Origin of the sequence: Flavobacterium sp. 11 (genome assembly GCF_002754315.1) — a bacterium.
Classification (GTDB): Bacteria; Bacteroidota; Bacteroidia; order Flavobacteriales; family Flavobacteriaceae; genus Flavobacterium; species Flavobacterium algoritolerans.
Genome location: NZ_PEFE01000001.1, coordinates 225,504 through 244,221, shown reverse-complemented (window position 1 = coordinate 244,221; position 18,718 = coordinate 225,504). Strand labels below are relative to the sequence as shown.

Genomic DNA, 18,718 nt, shown 5'->3' with positions numbered 1-18,718 from the left:
TTGCAATCTTTTATAAAGCTGGAAGCTTTCAAAAGGCTTCCAGCTTTATAAAAGGATTTTCACTTCTATCTGGGCTAAAACTAAAATCGTGTTCCAGAAGTCGCTTTCTTGCTAATCATTAACAATCCAAGAAAAGTGATTAGCCCGTTTACGATAATCAATTCGTTATCGAAAACATATCCAAAAAATAATGCTTTAGAATTTTCACTGATAAAGTAAGTTACTGCCGGAGATAATAAGCATATAATCGGAACAAATTTGTCTTTGACTGTTTTTGATTTTACAAACAATCCAAAACAATACAACCCTAAAAGTGGACCATACGTATAGGATGCAACCCTAAAAATCATTCCTACAACAGAGCTGTCATTGATGGCATTAAAGAAAATAATCACCAGAAACATTAGGAACGAAAAGGCAATATGAACAAAATGTCTAGTTCGTACTACATTTGGTTTCGCTAGATTTTCTACTTTATCCATTCCTAAAAAATCCACACAAAACGAAGTTGTTAGCGCTGTTAACGCGGAATCCGTTGTGGCAAAAGTTGCGGCCGTTAATCCCAACAAGAAAATAACGGATGGAATTAGTGTTAAATGGTTAAAGGCTATTTCGGGAAATAGCAAATCGGTTCTGGGTTTTCCGGTAACTAAATCAGTTGGAACTTCAATTCCGTTTTTAGTGGCATAAATATAAAGTAAAGCACCTACGCTGAGGAAAAAAATATTGATAAGTACAAATATTCCAGTGAACGTAAACATGTTTTTTTGAGCTTCGCCAATGTTCTTACAACTCAGGTTTTTCTGCATTAAATCCTGATCCAAACCTACCATGGCAATAGTAACAAAAATTCCTCCCAGAATTTGTTTTACAAAATGAAACTTACTCGATATGAAATCTTCAAAGAAAAATACTTTTGAATAATTACTATTTTTTACTTCTTCAAAAGCTTCAAAAATATTAAGGTTTAAACTTCTGCAAATAAAGAAAATTGTCAAGAAAACCGAAGTGACCAAGAAAAAAGTTTGCAAAGTGTCAGTAATAATAATGGTTTTCAATCCGCCTCGATAGGTATAAGCAAATATCAAAGCCAGCGAAATTAAAACCGTTACTGCAAATGGAACTCCGTAAAAGTCAAAAACAAAACGTTGCAAAACAATCACAACAAGATACAATCTGAATGCAGATCCAATGGTTCGGCTAATCAAGAAAATAGTTGCGGCGGTTTTATAGGAATAAATCCCTAGTCGATGTTCGATATAACCATAAATCGAAGTTAGATTCATCCGATAATATAGTGGTAGCAGTACTTTTGCAATAATGACGAAACCAATAGCATTGCCTAGTACGAACTGAAAATACTTGAATTGTTCCCCATTTGGAGAGCCAACTTCTCCCGGTACTGAAATAAAAGTCACTCCGGAAAGTGCCGTTCCAATCATTCCAAAAGCAACTAAGTACCATTTGGAGTTTTTATTGGCTTTAAAAAAAGCATCGTTTCCGCTGTCTTTTTTGCTTACAGCATGAGAGATGTAAAATAAAATTCCAAAATAAACGATTATAAGTATTAGAATGGTGCTGGGAGTCATTTTGTATAAAAATTGTTTGGACCAAATTACATAAATAATCTTCAAATTTTCAAATTATCTATCCCGAACGTTCGGGACAAATTAACTACTTTTGCTGTTATGGAATTTTCTTCAAAACTTATAGAAAAAGCAGTTAACGAAATGTCTCAGTTGCCGGGAATTGGTAAACGAACTGCGCTGCGATTGGTATTGCATTTGCTAAAACAGCCAAAAGAGCAAACAGGTTTTTTATCTCAAGCCCTAGTTGCTATGCGTGAGGATATTAAATATTGCAATAGTTGTCATAATATTTCGGATAGTATACTGTGTGAAATTTGTGCTAATCAGAGTAGAAATCACCAAATCATTTGTATTGTTGAGGATATTCGGGATGTTATGGCAATTGAAAATACAGGTCAGTTTAGAGGTATTTATCATGTTTTGGGAGGTAAAATTTCCCCTATTGATGGTGTTGGTCCCAGTCAGTTGAACATTACTACATTGGTCGATAAAGTAAAATCAGGTAGTGTCAACGAAATAATTTTTGCGTTAAGCTCTACAATGGAGGGCGATACCACCAATTTTTATATCTATAAACAAATCGCTGATTGTGAAATAATCATGTCAACAATTGCAAGAGGGATTTCTGTAGGAGATGAGCTGGAATATGCTGATGAAGTTACCTTGGGAAGAAGTATTTTGCAAAGAGTGCCTTTTGAAAAGTCTTTTAAAAATAATTAATCCATTTAATGAATAGCGATGCTTTTTAAATAGTAAATGAAAAGCTATATTTGTCGTTAAAAATATTGAAAATGAGCAAGTCCGTACTCTATTTGTTGTTGTTTATTAGTGTGTTGTTTTCTTCTTGTATTTCAACTCAAGATTTAATTTACCTTCAGAAAAAGAATAATTCAGATGGTGAAACTATGATTGCGGCAGTTGAGTCAAAACCATACCGATTGCAAACTAATGACGTTTTGAGTATTACCATAAAAGCAATAGATCCTAAATTAGTTGCTATTTTTAGTCCTTCAAATGATGGAGGTGCTGGAGGTAAATCAGAGTCAGGATTGTATTTTGACGGTTTTACAGTGGATGATCATGGAAATATAAGAATTCCTGTTTTGGGAGAACTAAATGTCATCGGTTATACGCTGGATGAAATTAGGGTTAGAGTTGAAAAGCAATTATTAGCAGAGTATTTTAATAAGGAGGCTAATATTTTTGTAACGGTTAAATTAGCAGGTTTTAGATATGTTATTAATGGAGAAATTGGGAGTACAGGAACTAAAACTTTGTTTCAAGAGCAGGTAACCATTATGGAAGCTATTGCTAATTCTGGAGATATTACTATTACTGGAGATAGAAAGGCAGTTACAATTATGCGAAAAACACCAACTGGAGTTCAAATGCATGATTTAGATCTTACCGATATAAATGTGATGCAATCACCTTATTTTTATTTACAGCCAAATGATTATATTTATGTAAAACCATTGAAGCAAAAAACTTGGGGAACCGGAAAGACAGGGATAGAATCTTTGGGGACAATCATTACATTGTTGTCTTTAGCTACAACCACTTTTTTACTATTAAAAAATTAAAACAGCGCTCAAAAAATGTTAGATATAAAAGATTTTTCGATTTTTGAAAACCAAGTAAGCTTTGACTTCAAGGGTTTCTTAATAAAAATCGGAAGTTATTGGAAGTGGTTTTTAATAAGTTTATTAATCACTTTCACGATTGCTTATCAGGTGAATATTCGTAAAGAAAAAATTTACGGTATGGAAACACTTATTTCTGTAAAAGAAGAAAGCAATCCGCTTTTTACCTCAAATACCAGCTTGGTCTTTAATTGGGGAGGAACTTCAGATCAGGTTCAGACCATATCAACGACTTTGCAGTCCAGATCTCACAATGAGCTGGTTGTTGATAAATTACAATATTATATTAATTACTTAGTTCAAGGTGAATATAATTTGGTAGATGCTTATGGATCAGTTCCTTTTTATGTAAATATTGATAAATCGAAAGGGCAACTGGCAGGAACTTTAATAGGTATTAAGTTTATAAGTGAAAACACATATGAAATTAGAATTCCGTTTCAGAGCCAAAATGTTTCTATAATTACGTATTCTGATAATTCATACAGTAATACAGCAGTAGCAACAGGAGATTTTGTAAAAAGGTATAAGGTTGGCGAAAAAGTTTCTTTGCCCTTTTTAAATTGGAAGTTGCAAATAAATGAAAATCCAGGTTTCTATAAAGGAAATGAATACTTTGTGCAGTTTAATGATTTTAACGGAACAGTATCAGGGTATAAAGGAATAAGCGTAAGGTCAGATGATAAAGGCGGTTCTATAATTACCTTAGGTATGCAGGGAACTAATAAAGCGAGAATGGTTGAGTATTTGAATGCAACTGTTAAAATGCTTATCAAAAGGCAGTTAGATAGTAAAAACCAGTTTGCGACCAATACTATTGCCTTTATAGATAGTACATTAGTAACGATGGAATCCCAACTTAAGGAAACTGGGAATGAGCTAAAAAGCTTTAGAAAAGGTAAGAATATATACGATATAGAAGAAGGTGGAGCTAAATTTTCTGAAAAGATTTTAGAATTTGATGTCAAAAAAGACGAGGTTAATCGCAAAATGGCATATTATAATTCTTTGAAAGCATATTTAAAAAACAGTGTAAACTATGCTAAACTTCCCGCACCTTCGGTTGCAGGAATAGAAGATCCAAATATTGTAGTAAATGTTTCAAAATTAATTGCATTGTCTACACAAAGATCTGAAATGGCTTATGCTGTAAAGAGTGATAAAATATTTAAGGATTTTGACAATCAAATGGAGGCTGTCAAAAATGTTTTATTAGAGAATATAGCAACAGCAAAGACTTCTCTTCAGTATGATTTAGCTATGGTGAGCAGCAAAATAAATGAAACTGAAAGTACAATAAAGCAACTTCCAGAGGATCAGCAAGAGCTTATTAAAATTAAAAGAAAATATGATTTAAGTGATAATATTTACAGCACTTTTCTTCAAAAAAGAAGCGAAGCAGACATTGTTAAGGCGGCAAATTTATCAGATGTTCATTTTATAGATCCCGCTAAGGATGTTGGCGGAGGACTTATAGGACCAAAAACATCAGTTAATTATGTATTGGCTTTATTTCTGGGGATACTTTTTCCGTTAGTTTTTGTATTTGCAGTTTTCTTTATCAATAATTCGATTCAGAATGCTGAGGATATTAGTAAGATGACAAAAATTCCTTTATTAGGTGTTGTTGGAGTCAATAAAGAGAATACCAATTTAGCTGTTTATGATAAGCCAAAATCAGCTTTATCTGAGTCCTTTAGAGCCATTCGTTCTTCTCTTCAGTTTCTCTATAAGCAACAAAATTTAGATGGAGCAAAGACACTAATGATCACCTCTTCGGTGAGTGGTGAAGGGAAAACATTTTGTTCTATAAATATCGCTACGGTATTTGCACTTAGCGAGAAAAAAACAGTGGTTATTGGTTTAGATTTAAGAAAACCAAAACTCTCTACTGAATTTAATTTGTCGAATGAAGTTGGGGTAGTAAATTATCTGATTAAACAAAAAACGATTGACGAAATCATAAATCATACACACATACCTTTTCTAGATGTTATTTTGTCAGGGCCAATTCCTCCAAATCCTGCTGAAATGATAATGAGTGAAGGAATGGGAGAATTGATAGGAGAGTTAAAGAAAAAATACGATTATATTGTTTTGGATACGCCTCCAGTTGGTTTGGTGTCAGATGCTTTGGAGTTAGCCCAATATTGTGATGTTACCTTATATATAGTAAGACAGAATTTTACTAAAAAAGATATGATTACGCTGTTAAACAACAGAGTGAAACGCGGAGAGTTGAATAATACCAGTATTATTTTGAATGGTTTAGAGAATAAAGCAAAATATGGTACTGGTTATGGGTACGGTTATGGATACGGCTATGGCTATGGTACGTATGCAAATGGATACTATGAAGAAGGTAAAACTAAAAGTATTTATCAAAGAATAGCACAGAAAATTTTGAAAAAACAAATTAAGTAATTGATTGTTTTAAAATAAAAACAGATGCAAGCAGAAACAAAAAGTTCCGTTTTAATTACAGGAGGTGCAGGATTTATCGGTTCTAATCTTTGTGAATATTTTTTGTCTAAAGAGTATGAGGTTGTTTGTTTTGATAATTTTGCAACTGGATATAGACATAATTTAAAAGACTTTATAAATCATCCGAATTTTCGTTTAATAGAAGGCGATATTCGTAATGCTATTGAATGTCAAAATGCAGTACAAGGAGTAGATTATGTTTTACATCAGGCTGCTTTGGGTTCTGTACCTAGATCTATTAATGATCCAGTTACTACAAATGATGTAAATGTCTCCGGTTTTTTGAACATGTTAGTGGCGTCAAGGGATGCAAAAGTTAAACGATTTATTTACGCGGCAAGTTCTTCTACCTATGGTGACTCAGAAGCTTTGCCTAAAGTTGAAGCGGTAATTGGAAAGCCGCTGTCTCCATATGCAATTACAAAATATGTAAATGAGCTCTATGCTGAAATTTTTAGCAGAACCTATGGTTTAGAGACAATCGGGTTGCGTTATTTTAATGTTTTTGGTCGAAAGCAAGATCCAAACGGAGCTTATGCAGCGGTCATTCCCAAATTTGTAATGCAATTGATGCAATTAGAAAGTCCAAAGATAAATGGAGATGGGAATTACTCTCGTGATTTTACTTACATCGATAATGTGATTCAAATGAATGAGTTGGCTATGCTGACAAAAAATCCAGAGGCAATAAACACGGTATACAATACTGCCTATGGAGACAGGAATACGTTGAATAATTTAGTAGATTATTTAAAGGAATTTTTGGCAGAATATGATCCAAAAATTGCGGCAGTTGCCATAGAATACGGCCCTAATAGGGCTGGTGATATTCCACATTCTTTGGCAAGTATTGAGAAGGCTAAATTATTATTGGGTTATAATCCAAAATATTCGATGCAAGAAGGATTGAAAGAAGCAGTTGAATGGTATTGGAATAATCTTAGGTAAAAAGTATTTTATTTATTAAGAAAAAAGATCACAATAAATTAAAATATATTTGCAAATTAAAATTTGAATAAATGAAAATCACAAAAATTTGTTGCATTGGAGCTGGATATGTAGGTGGCCCAACGATGGCAGTTATAGCTCAAAAATGCCCACAAATACAAGTTACTGTAGTAGACTTAAATGAAGAACGTATAGCAGCTTGGAACGATGAAAATACAGATAATATTCCCATTTATGAGCCTGGATTAGATAAAATTGTTGGTGAGGCAAGAGGCAGAAATCTATTTTTTTCCACTGAAGTGGACAAAGCAATCGACGAAGCACAGATTATTTTTATATCAGTAAATACGCCTACAAAAACCTATGGAAAAGGGAAGGGGATGGCAGCTGATTTGAAGTATATTGAATTGTGTGCGAGACAAATTGCCAGAGTAGCTAAAGACAACAAAATTGTAGTTGAAAAATCTACACTTCCTGTTAGAACAGCTGAAGCAATAAAAAGTATTTTAGACAATACCGGAAATGGCGTTCAGTTTCAAATTCTTTCTAACCCGGAGTTTTTGGCTGAAGGGACTGCTGTTCAGGATTTATTGAATCCGGATAGAATTTTAATTGGAGGCGATCCTTCAGAAGAAGGGCAAAAAGCGATACAGGCACTTGTTGATGTGTATTCGAATTGGGTCGCGTCTGAGAAAATATTAACTACTAATTTATGGTCATCAGAGTTATCAAAACTGACTGCTAATGCATTTTTGGCACAAAGAATTTCATCAATTAATGCAATGTCTGAGCTTTGTGAAAAAACTGGGGCAGATGTAAATGAAGTGGCGAAAGCTATAGGAATGGATAGCAGAATTGGATCAAAATTCCTGAAAGCTTCAGTTGGATTCGGTGGTTCTTGTTTTCAAAAAGACATATTAAATTTGGTTTACATCGCAAAATCATATGGATTACATGAAGTTGCTGATTATTGGGAGCAGGTAATTATAATGAATGATCATCAGAAAAGACGTTTTTCGAACAATATAGTTCAAACACTTTACAATACGGTTTCTGATAAAAAAATAACCTTTCTTGGTTGGGCTTTCAAAAAAGATACGAATGACACTAGAGAATCTGCTGCTATTTATGTTGCAGATGATTTGATAAATGAACATGCAAAAATTGCTGTATACGACCCCAAGGTATCTAATAAAAAGATTATTAACGATTTAAATTATTTAGAAACCAGAAGTGCTGAGTTAAATGTAAATAGTGTTAGTTCTTTTGATAATCCTTATGATGCATGCCATAATGCTCATGCTATAGCAGTACTCACTGAATGGGATGAATTTATTAATTATGATTGGCAAAAGATATACGATTCCATGCAAAAACCTGCTTTTGTTTTTGATGGTAGAAACTTGTTGAATGCATCAGAATTAAGAGCTATAGGTTTTGTATATCAGGCTATAGGTTCCTAAAAAAAAACAGATTGTAAAGAAGCAAAAATAACAAAGAGACAGAGTTAAAGTGTTATTATGAATAAAGTGGAGACTTATTGTCTCATCCAGAAGTTTGTTTCGTTCAATGACACTAAAACTATTAGCGTAATACAAAATATAAGATGAATTGGTATGTAGTTTATACAAAGCCCAAATGGGAGAAAAAAGTTGCAGAACAATTAAGAAATAAAGGAATAGAGTGCTATTGTCCTTTGATTGTACAAGTTAGGCAATGGTCAGATAGAAAGAAAAAAGTAGAAGTCCCGCTTTTTAATTCCTATGTTTTTGTTCAACTGCCAGATTCGGAAAGAAATGCAGTATTTCAATCTGTTGGAGTGGTGCGTTATTTGTTTTGGTTAGGAAAACCAGCTATAGTTCGTGATGAAGAGATCAGTACTATAAAGAAATGGCTGGATCCCTCTGAGGGTAATGATGTTTCAGTACTTTCTTTTCAAATTGGAGATTCAATACAATTAGATTCCGGACCATTTTCAAATCAAAAAGCAATTGTTCAAGAGGTTACTAATACCCATTACGTATTGGTTTTGGAATCGTTGGGTTGCGTCTTAAAAATGAAGTATAAATAATAGCCATTCTCACATTTTTTGAGTAGTTGATATTAGGTGCCTTCTATAATTGTCTATGATTTTTAAAAACACGAAAGCCTAGCTCAATTGAGCTAGGCTTTCGTGTTTTTAAAATAAATATGGATTCGGAATTAGCAGTAATTTTTATATTTAAATAATTTATTGCACTTTCAGTCTTATAAATGTCACTATTAGTTTCGATTTTATAAGGGTTAGTTTAAGATCTCTTTTGTGTGTGTTTTATCACCTATTTAGGTGATTTTTTTGAGGTAGTTTAATTGGTTTTTAAAGCGTTTATTGTTGATTTTTAGTTGTTTATGTTTGTGCTTGGTTTTTGTGAAAGCATAGTAGTATTTTGAGAGGTAAATAATAGATGAAAAATCGGCATATTGTACCTATATTTGCCCTCTTAAATTATTCTGTTTTCAGCTCATTTCTGTGAGTGTGAAATGCGAAGCAGTGTAATAAAGTTAACGATAGTTACTTATAATTGTTTAAAAAATGGATTCTAATACAAAAATAGCTGTAATTGGTTTGGGTTATGTAGGTTTGCCATTGGCAAGATTGTTTGCCACCAAACATGCTGTTGTTGGATTTGACATCAATCAATCTAGGGTTGGTTCATTAAAATCAGGTACTGATACTACATTTGAAGTAGATGACGTTACCTTGCAAAAAGTGTTATTGGAGCAGCCAAGTGATGCTATTGGTTTGTACTGTACTACTGATGTTAATGATATTGCAGATTGTAATTATTATATTGTTACGGTGCCTACTCCGGTTGATAAAAATAACCGCCCAGATTTAACTCCATTATATAAATCCAGCGAAACTGTTGGTGCATTTTTAAAAAAAGGAGATATCGTTATTTATGAATCTACCGTTTATCCTGGGGTAACTGAGGAAGAATGTGTACCTGTTTTAGAGCGTATTTCTGGATTGAAATTTAATGTAGATTTTTTCGCGGGTTATTCTCCTGAAAGAATTAATCCGGGAGACAAAGAACATACAGTTGAGAAAATTTTAAAAATCACTTCAGGCTCAACTTTCGAGATTGGCCAAAAAGTAAATGAATTATATAAGTCAGTTATTACTGCAGGTACACATTTGGCACCATCTATCAAGGTTGCCGAAGCTGCCAAAGTAATCGAAAACTCTCAGCGTGACATCAATATTGCTTTTGTAAACGAGTTGGCTAAAATATTCAATTTGATGAATATAGATACGCAAGCCGTTTTAGAAGCAGCGAGAACCAAATGGAATTTCCTGCCTTTTAAACCCGGTTTAGTTGGAGGTCATTGCATTGGGGTAGATCCTTATTACTTGGCTCAACGAGCACAAGAATTTGGTTATCACCCTGAAATTATTTTAGCCGGAAGGCGATTGAATGATAGTATGGGCGAATATGTAGCTTCACAAGTAGTGAAGTTGATGATTAAAAAAGGAATTTCGGTTAATGGAGCTACAGTTTTAATGCTAGGAATTACCTTCAAAGAAAATTGTCCAGATGTTCGCAACACAAAAATTGTAGATGTAATAGCCGCTTTAACAGATTATGGAATTACAGTGACGACTTACGATCCTTTAGCGAATCCATTGGAAGTGCAAAAAGAATATAATTTAGTTACAACAAATTTAGTTCCGACTCAGAAATTTGACGCGGTCGTTTTAGGAGTGGCACATAGCCAATTTTTAGATTTAGATTTATCCGTATTACAAAATACTACTAGTTTGTTGTATGATGTAAAAGGAGTTTTGGGTGATGACGTGGATGGGAGGTTGTAAAATATCAGTTTGTGTTATAATTAAAAACACACCCCTAGCCCCTCTCAAGAGGGGAATGCGTATAACAGACAATGATTCTCGAACAGTGAATCTCGAATAAAACATGGAAAATAAACAATCAATTACACATGTCATTCTTACTGGTGGAGTAGGAAGTCGGTTGTGGCCATTATCCCGTAAAAGTAAGCCTAAACAGTATCTTGAATTATTTGATGGAAAGTCATTATTTGAGATGACAGTGGAGCGTAACCGCAATATTGCGGACACCGTTATGGTAGTAGGGAATATTGATAATTGTCACCTTAGTAAAAAAGTTTTAGAAAAGTCGCATACGTCTTATATTGACATCGTTGAATCCACTCCCAGAAATACGGCTGCTGCCATAGCTTTTGCCGCTTTTGCTTCTGCTCCGGATGCTATTTTAATCGTTACCCCATCGGATCATATTATTGACGACATGGAAGCATATGAAACTGCAATTCAAGAAGCAGTTGCAAAAGCATCACAAGGATATATTGTTACTTTTGGGATTATTCCCACTAAACCGGAAACGGGATATGGTTATATTGAGCGCAAAGGAGATGATGTGATTTCTTTTCGGGAGAAGCCAAACAAAGTAACCGCTACTGATTTTATAGCCAAAGGAAATTTTCTTTGGAATAGCGGTATGTTTTGTTTTAAAGCAGGAGTGTATCTGAATGAGTTAAAATTCTTCACACCTGATGTTTATGAAAAGTCAAAAACAGCATGGGATGCAAATAGAGATGGAAATTTGGATTTAGATTTGTCTCTTGAAATCCCTTCTATCAGTATTGATTATGCGGTTATGGAACGAAGTAAAAAAATAAAAGTAGTATCCTCAAAATTTGCGTGGTCTGATTTGGGTTCGTTTGAATCGGTTTATGATTATTTGGTTTCTACCGGTCATCCTGTTGATAAAAATGGGAATATGGTTATTGGAACCAACAATTATACTGCTTTTGTTGGATTGAAAAATACTATTTTCGTTTCTACCGATACTGCTAATTTGATTTTACAAAAAGAAAGGTCTCAGGATGTCAAGAATATATATAATGAGTTGGAACGAGGAAATTCAGATTTGTTAAGTTGAAAAATGGACCTTCTTGGTTTTGCCCCAACCCTAAAGGGAGCCCAAGAAGGAGTGTTCCCAAGATTATTTGTTTAGCATAACGGATATTTCTTGGTTTTGCCCCAGCTCTAAAGGGAGCCAAGAAGGTGGGTATTCAAGGTTATTTGTTTTGCTTTTTTATGGAAGAGGGAAAAACGATAAATTTAGATTTTCAAAATTGAAGTATGGACACGAATGATTTGCAACATGGTGATAGCATGTGGAAAGGAGCTCCTATGAGTGGGTTTTCAAAGGCTCAATCTTTACGTGCAAACATGACAGAAGCAGAGATATATTTGTGGAATAGATTAAAATTAAATCAGTTTTTAGAATTAAAATTTAGAAGGCAACATCCTATTGGTATTTATATTGTAGATTTTTATTGCCATCAATATAAACTTATTATTGAAGTAGATGGTGATTATCATTTGAATTTAGACCAAATTGAAAAAGATAAAAACCGAAGCGATTTTCTAAGTTTTCAGGGGTTAAAGGTTGTTCGTTTTTCAAATGAGCAAGTAATCAATAAAATAGAATCTGTTTTGGATAAAATTGAAGAATGTTGTAAAAATGATTTCTGAATATTTCTATAATGAATGTTCTTGGTTTTGCCCCAGCCCTAAAGGGAGCCCAAGAAGGAGGGTTTTCAAGGTTGTTTGTTTTTAAGTATAACGGATATTTCTTGATTTTGTCCCAGCCCTAAAGAGAGTCGAGAAGGTGGGTTTTCAAGGTTGTTTGTTTATTTGAGGTTTTTAAGGAGAAGAATTTAAAATTATTTAATGTCCTTAAAAGAGAATAAAAAAGGGCAAAAAAACATTAATTTAAAATTTTAATTTTTATAAAATTACATGCTTGTTTAATGGGTTGGTATTTAATTATTTGTAAGAATAGGATGAAATATATCTTATGTAGATTTTTCGTTTAATAAATAGTAGATTAAATCTTTTAAACTAAATTTGCTGTCGAAAAGAAAATCTGGTAAAGCCCAATGGGGACTTAGCAAGGCGAAGCCATTGGGGCTTGTTGCTATTTTTATTGCCATATAATACATTGTACTACAATAGGACTAACAAATTGTAGATTTGAAGAATTTAAATTTTAGAATAGATATGAGAAAAATAATTACAGTCACTTTATTGTTTATAGCACTTTTTCAGTCCTCCACTTTGTTGGCGCAAGATTTGTTAAAAAGCACTGATTTAAGCACATTAAAAGTAGATTATTTAACCGATGGTGATGTAGCTAAAATAAAAGCACAGTTGCAAAGTAATAACATGACTATTGAACAGGCGGAACCTATAGCTTTAGCAAAGGGGATGTCTGCTACGGAGTTTGCAAAATTAAAAGCGAGATTGGGAGCGCAGGCCACAAATACAGAGACTGCAAAAAATGGTACTGCATCTGAGGGGGAATTAAGCCGAAAACAAGATAAAATAGTCAATACAAAAGTAAAAGACACGCTAAATGCCTTAATTTTTGGTTCGGAACTGTTTGATAATCCCACTTTAAATTTTGAACCTAATCTGAAATTGGCCACACCCGTTAATTACATTTTAGGACCCGGTGATGAATTACAAGTCAGTGTTTATGGTGTGCAGGAATTTAACGCCAGCATTCCTGTGAGTGTTGAGGGAAAAGTAACAATTCAATATGTGGGTCAGATTCCGGTTTCGGGAATGACTATCGAGGCTGCCACCCAAAAAATTAGAAATGCTATAGCGGGTGTTTATAGCACTGTACGTTCAGGGCAATCACAGGTAACGGTTAATCTTACTCGTATCAGAACAATTAAAGTTACATTAATCGGCAGTAAGCAACCAGGGAACTATTCTATTTCTTCTTTGGCAACGGTTTATAATGCGTTGTTTTTAGGCGGTGGACCCGGAAAGAATGGCAGTTATAGAAATATTGAATTGATTCGAAATAACAAAGTGTTTACTAAAGTAGATATTTATAATTTTTTAGTCAATGGAGACCAATCTGACAATGTTGGGTTGAAAGACAATGATGTTATTCGGATTCCAGCCTATAATCAGAGAGTCACCCTTGAAGGACAGGTTAAGCGTCCGGGTATTTTTGAGATGAAAAAAGGGGAAACGTTTAACGATTTATTGTCATTTGCTTCTGGTTTCAATGAATTTGCTTACACAGCATCCGTGAATGTATTGCAAAAAACGGATAAAGAATTTAAAGTGCGAGACATAAAATCGACAGAATTTAATTCTTATAAACCACTTTCAGGAGATGTGTTTAGAGTGTCAAAAATATTAAACCGTTTCGAAAATCGTATCAAAATTGACGGTGCCGTTTTTAGACCGGATACCTATTCTTTTTATGAAGGCATGCGCATCTCTGATTTGATTGCAAAAGCCGAAGGGTTAAAAGAAGATGCTTATAGCAATAGAGCCAGAATCATTCGATTGCAATCAGACTTGACTACGGAAATCGTCAACGTGAATTTGGCGAAAGCCTTAGAAGGAGATTTAGAAGCTGATATTGCCTTGCATAAAGAAGACATCGTAACGGTGTATTCTATTTTAGATTTCGTTGAAGACTATAAAATAACGATTGACGGTGAAATTAAAAAACCCGGGGTTTATGAGTATCATGAGAATCTTACTTTAAATGATTTATTGGTACAGGCTGGCGGATTAACCGGTTCTGCTTCTAAAAGAGTGGAAGTTGCGCGAATGATTCAATCAGAAGAAATTGATGACCTTAATCCTAATAAAGCGGAATTGTTTAATATCGAAATTACGGCCAATAACAACGAGCAGTTAAAAAACTTTGAATTGCAGCCATTTGATGTGGTTAATATCCGTAAAATGGCGGTATATGACAAACCGGAAATGGTATCGGTAAACGGAGCGGTGCATTATGCTGGTAAATATGTATTGGCACATAAGAAAGACAAAGTATATGATGTTGTGCAAAGAGCTGGCGGATTGACTTCTTTGGCAAATGTAGAAGGTGTTAAAATAAAAAGACCTATTCAAGCGAAACAAATTGAAGCGGTAGAAAGCGTAGATTTGAATTTGGGTGCCAAAGACAGTATTCAAAATAAGCTCGCTAAAAAATTGAAAGAAGACTTGAAGTTTGCTATAATTCCTGTAGATTGGAAAGCCATTGTTAAAAATCAAAATAGCAGCACCAATGTGACTTTGTTCCCCGGTGATGAAATTGAAGTGGCGACTTTTAATGAAGGCGTTAAAGTGACAGGGAATGTATTGTTGACTTCTGAGATTCCTTATGATAAAGGAAAGTCATTTGCTTATTATTTAGATGCTGTAGGTGGCGTAGATGCGAAAGGCTGGAAGAAAAAAGCCTATATTATTTATCCTAATGGTAAAGCGGATGTAGCCAGTTCGTTTCTATTCATTAGATCCTATCCCAAAGTGAAACCAGGTTCTCAAATTATAGTGCCTGAAAAACCGGAACGAAAAAAGTTGGGTACCGGTGAGGTGGTGAGTATTGCGGGTGTACTGGCGAGTTTGGCAGGGATTGTGATTGCACTTATTAGGTAATAGTGAGTAGTGAGAAGTGAAAGATGATAGATAGCAGATTTCATTTGTTTTACCCCGACCCTAAAGGGAGACAAATGAAAACAGACAACCCGTTTTTGTCGACACCGTTTAGAATACACATTTAAATAATTAATAAAATACAAGCGTAAAATCTTGATAAAAATGAACGAACAAAATCCCAACGACGAAATATCTTTAAAAGAATTACTGGAAAAAGGAAGAGAATGGTTTGCTTATTTACTTTCACAATGGAAAATTATTGTTTTAGCAGGAATTATAGGAGCAGGTTTGGGCTTGGCCTATTCTTTTAGTAAAAAACCGGTTTATACGGCTACTTTGTCTTTTGCATTAGAAGACGAAAAAGGAGGAGGCGGATTGGGAGGTGCTTTAGGCTTGGCGAGTTCGTTTGGGATTGATTTAGGTGGCGGTGGCGGCAGTATCTTTACCGGATCCAATTTGACTGAGTTGTTCAAGTCCCGTGCTATGGTGGAACAAACCTTATTGAGCCCAGTCGTTATTGATGGAAAGGCTATTTCTTTGGCGGAGATGTATATTCAGAATAACGGATGGAGAGACCAATGGAACGACAAACCGAAATTTAAGGCTATCCAGTTTTTACCCGATACCAAGCGTACCTATTTTACCAGAGTGCATGACAGTATCTTGGGTGTTATGTATCAAGACTTGTCTAAAACTGGATTAGTTGTAGGTCAAAAAGATAAAAAAGTAGCGATTATAACTATTGATATGTCTTCGCCCAATGAATTGTTCGCCAAATATTTTACCGAAGCCTTAGTTAAAGAGGTATCTGATTTTTATGTGACTACTAAAAGTAAAAAAGCACGCGAGAATATGGATATTCTGGAACGACAAACGGATTCCATTCGTGGTGCCCTTAATGGAGCGATTACCGGTGTGGCGGTTGCCAATGACAATACTTTTGGTTTGAACCCCGCCATGAATGTACGTCGTGCTCCTTCTGCCCGCAGACAGGTAGATGTACAGGCGAATACGGCTATCTTAACTGAATTGGTCAAACAAACTGAATTGGCTAAAGTGACGTTACGTAAAGAAACGCCATTAATTCAAGTGATTGATCGACCTATTTTGCCTTTGAAAAAAGAGAAATTTGGGAAAGCAAAAGGGATTGTAATGGGTGGTTTTTTAGCGGGATTTTTAGTGGTGTTGGGTTTAATATTTAAGAAACTAATAAAGTCTATTTCATGAAAATTTTAATAACGGGAGGAGCTGGTTTTATAGGGTCAAACTTAAGTGAGTACTTTTTGAATAAAGGCTATCAAGTGGTTTGTCTAGATAATTTTGCCACTGGACATAGGTATAACTTAGCTGCTTGTTTCGATAATCCTAATTTTACCTTGATAGAAGGTGATATTCGTAATTTATCAGATTGTCAAAAGGCAGTAGAAGGAGTTGATTATGTTTTGCATCAAGCCGCTTTAGGTTCTGTTCCACGTTCTATCAATGATCCCATTACAACTAATGACGTAAATGTTTCCGGTTTTTTAAATATGCTTACCGCTTCGCGTGATGCAAAAGTAAAACGATTTGTGTATGCGGCAAGTTCGTCCACTTATGGAGATTCTGTGGGATTGCCAAAAGTAGAAGAAGTAATAGGGAAACCGCTTTCTCCTTATGCCATAACTAAATATGTGAATGAGTTGTATGCTGAAATTTTCAGCAAAACGTATGGCTTAGAAACAATAGGCTTGCGTTATTTTAATGTATTTGGAAGAAAACAAGATCCCAACGGTGCTTATGCAGCTGTTATACCAAAGTTTGTCATGCAATTTATGAATTATGAAAGTCCTATTATCAATGGTGATGGTAATTATTCTCGTGATTTTACTTATATCGATAATGTAATCCAAATGAATGAATTGGCTATGACCACTCAAAATCCAGAGGCTATTAATACGGTTTACAATACCGCTTTTGGAGACAGGACCACTCTAACTCAATTGGTAGGCCTATTGAAAGAAAATTTATCGGCTTTTGATTCTAAAATAGGAGATGTTGAAGTGATACATGGCTCTAATAGGGCTGGAGACATTCCCCATTCTTTGGCCAGTATTAAGAAAGCTAAAAAGTTATTGGGGTATGAACCTCAATTTTCGATTCAAGACGGGCTAAAAGAAGCGGTTTCTTGGTATTATAATAATTTAAAACGATAAGTCGTTAAAGGTGTGTCACTTTGAAATAATTAGTGGAGTATGTTACCTAAATTTCTAGATTAAAATATAAAATGAAAAAAATTGCCATTATTGGACTAGGTTATGTAGGGCTTCCTTTAGCTAGATTATTTGCTACTAAATACCCTACTGTAGGATTTGACATAAATAAAGTCAGAATTTCGGAACTAAATGTAGGTCACGATAGTACTCTTGAAGTGGAAGATGAAATTTTACAAGCAGTTTTAGTAGATACTTTTTCAAATAAAAATGGACTTTATTGTACAAATGATTTAGAAACTCTAAAGGGGTGTAATATATATATTGTTACTGTCCCGACACCAGTTGATAAAAACAATCGACCTGATTTAACCCCACTTTATAAAGCAAGTGAAACAGTTGGGAAGGTTTTGAAAAAAGGAGATATAGTAGTATATGAGTCTACCGTATATCCTGGAGTGACAGAAGAAGAATGTGTGCCTGTTTTGGAGAAAATATCAGGATTAAAATTTAACGTTGATTTTTTTGCGGGCTATTCTCCAGAAAGAATTAATCCAGGAGACAAAGAACATACGGTAGAAAAAATTTTAAAAGTTACTGCTGGTTCTACTCCTGAAATAGGTGTTGTAGTAGATGAATTGTACAAAAGTGTCATTACTGCTGGGACTCATTTAGCCCCTTGTATTAAAGTTGCAGAAGCGGCCAAAGTAATTGAAAATTCACAGCGTGATATCAATATTGCTTTTGTAAATGAATTGGCTAAAATATTTAATTTAATGGATATTGATACCCACGCAGTTTTAGAAGCAGCTGGCACCAAATGGAATTTTTTACCATTTAAGCCTGGTTTGGTGGGAGGACACTGTATAGGGGTGGATCCCTATTATTTAGCGCAACGTGCTCAGGAATTTGGATATCATCCTGAAATTATATTGGCTGGTCGTAGATTGAATGATAGTATGGGAGAATATGTAGCTTCACAAATCGTGAAACTAATGATTAAAAAAGGAATTGTTGTGAATGGAGGCAGTCTATTGATGTTAGGTATTACTTTTAAAGAAAATTGTCCCGATGTTCGTAATACTAAAATTGTCGATGTCATAACAGCATTAACGGATTATGGAATTAAGGTAAATATTTATGATCCGTGGGCAAATCCAAAAGTAGTAAAATATGAATATGAACTGGAAAGTACTACTAATTTACCTAATAAAAAATTTGATGTAGTTGTATTAGGAGTTGCGCATAAAGAGTTTTTATTATTAGATTTTACAGCGTTACAAAATAAAACGAGTGTGTTATATGATGTTAAAGGGATTTTGGGAGTTGAAACGGATGGTAAATTATAATAATTAA

General features: G+C 34.4%; 14 protein-coding genes. 13 read left to right on the top strand and 1 reads right to left on the bottom strand.

All coding sequences use genetic code 11. The annotated features are described in order from the left end of the window. Positions 1–80 precede the first annotated feature (80 nt). Positions 81–1,589: a sodium:solute symporter gene (locus tag CLV00_RS01030; RefSeq protein ID WP_099716184.1), complete on the bottom strand. Its 1,509-nt coding sequence runs from the start codon at positions 1,587–1,589 to the stop codon at positions 81–83. 99 nt (positions 1,590–1,688) lie between these two features. Here CLV00_RS01030 and recR point away from each other — a divergent pair, with 99 nt between their 5' ends. The 13 genes from recR (at position 1,689) to CLV00_RS00965 (ending at position 18,711) form a co-directional block, all read left to right on the top strand. Beyond that, positions 1,689–2,309 (top strand): recombination mediator RecR, encoded by a 621-nt coding sequence (gene recR, locus CLV00_RS01025; RefSeq protein WP_099716183.1) that lies wholly within the window; start codon positions 1,689–1,691, stop codon positions 2,307–2,309. A 71-nt stretch (positions 2,310–2,380) separates the two neighbouring features. Then, positions 2,381–3,172, top strand: coding sequence for a polysaccharide biosynthesis/export family protein (locus CLV00_RS01020; RefSeq protein ID WP_099713431.1), 792 nt, complete (start codon positions 2,381–2,383; stop codon positions 3,170–3,172). A 15-nt stretch (positions 3,173–3,187) separates the two neighbouring features. Beyond that, positions 3,188–5,656 carry a polysaccharide biosynthesis tyrosine autokinase gene (locus tag CLV00_RS01015; RefSeq protein WP_099713430.1) on the top strand — a complete coding sequence of 823 codons (2,469 nt, stop codon included), beginning with the start codon at positions 3,188–3,190 and terminating at the stop codon, positions 5,654–5,656. A gap of 24 nt (positions 5,657–5,680) precedes the next feature. Then, complete coding sequence (locus tag CLV00_RS01010) at positions 5,681–6,664, top strand: SDR family oxidoreductase (protein ID WP_099713429.1); 984 nt, start codon at positions 5,681–5,683, stop codon at positions 6,662–6,664. Between the two features lie 71 nt (positions 6,665–6,735). Continuing rightward, positions 6,736–8,127 (top strand): UDP-glucose 6-dehydrogenase, encoded by a 1,392-nt coding sequence (locus CLV00_RS01005; RefSeq protein WP_099713428.1) that lies wholly within the window; start codon positions 6,736–6,738, stop codon positions 8,125–8,127. Positions 8,128–8,270: 143 nt separating this feature from the next. Beyond that, the gene (locus CLV00_RS01000) at positions 8,271–8,735 is read left to right on the top strand and encodes a UpxY family transcription antiterminator (protein WP_099713427.1); all 465 of its coding nucleotides are present in this window, start codon (positions 8,271–8,273) and stop codon (positions 8,733–8,735) included. A gap of 501 nt (positions 8,736–9,236) precedes the next feature. Further along, entirely contained in the window at positions 9,237–10,520 is a 1,284-nt protein-coding gene (locus CLV00_RS00995) for a nucleotide sugar dehydrogenase (protein ID WP_099713426.1), read from the top strand. Between the two features lie 103 nt (positions 10,521–10,623). Beyond that, entirely contained in the window at positions 10,624–11,631 is a 1,008-nt protein-coding gene (locus CLV00_RS00990) for a mannose-1-phosphate guanylyltransferase (protein WP_099713425.1), read from the top strand. Between the two features lie 203 nt (positions 11,632–11,834). Next, positions 11,835–12,230, top strand: coding sequence for an endonuclease domain-containing protein (locus tag CLV00_RS00985; protein ID WP_233206837.1), 396 nt, complete (start codon positions 11,835–11,837; stop codon positions 12,228–12,230). A gap of 528 nt (positions 12,231–12,758) precedes the next feature. After that, on the top strand, positions 12,759–15,173 hold the full coding sequence (locus tag CLV00_RS00980; RefSeq protein ID WP_099713424.1) for an SLBB domain-containing protein: 2,415 nt from the start codon (positions 12,759–12,761) through the stop codon (positions 15,171–15,173). A 162-nt stretch (positions 15,174–15,335) separates the two neighbouring features. Further along, a complete protein-coding gene (locus tag CLV00_RS00975) occupies positions 15,336–16,400 on the top strand; it encodes a Wzz/FepE/Etk N-terminal domain-containing protein (RefSeq protein WP_099716181.1) in 1,065 nt (354 codons plus the stop codon). Further along, a complete protein-coding gene (locus CLV00_RS00970; protein WP_099713423.1) occupies positions 16,397–17,365 on the top strand; it encodes an SDR family oxidoreductase in 969 nt (322 codons plus the stop codon). The genes CLV00_RS00975 and CLV00_RS00970 overlap by 4 nt, the downstream gene beginning before the upstream one ends. 71 nt (positions 17,366–17,436) lie before the next feature. After that, positions 17,437–18,711 carry a nucleotide sugar dehydrogenase gene (locus CLV00_RS00965; protein WP_099713422.1) on the top strand — a complete coding sequence of 425 codons (1,275 nt, stop codon included), beginning with the start codon at positions 17,437–17,439 and terminating at the stop codon, positions 18,709–18,711. Positions 18,712–18,718 lie beyond the last annotated feature (7 nt).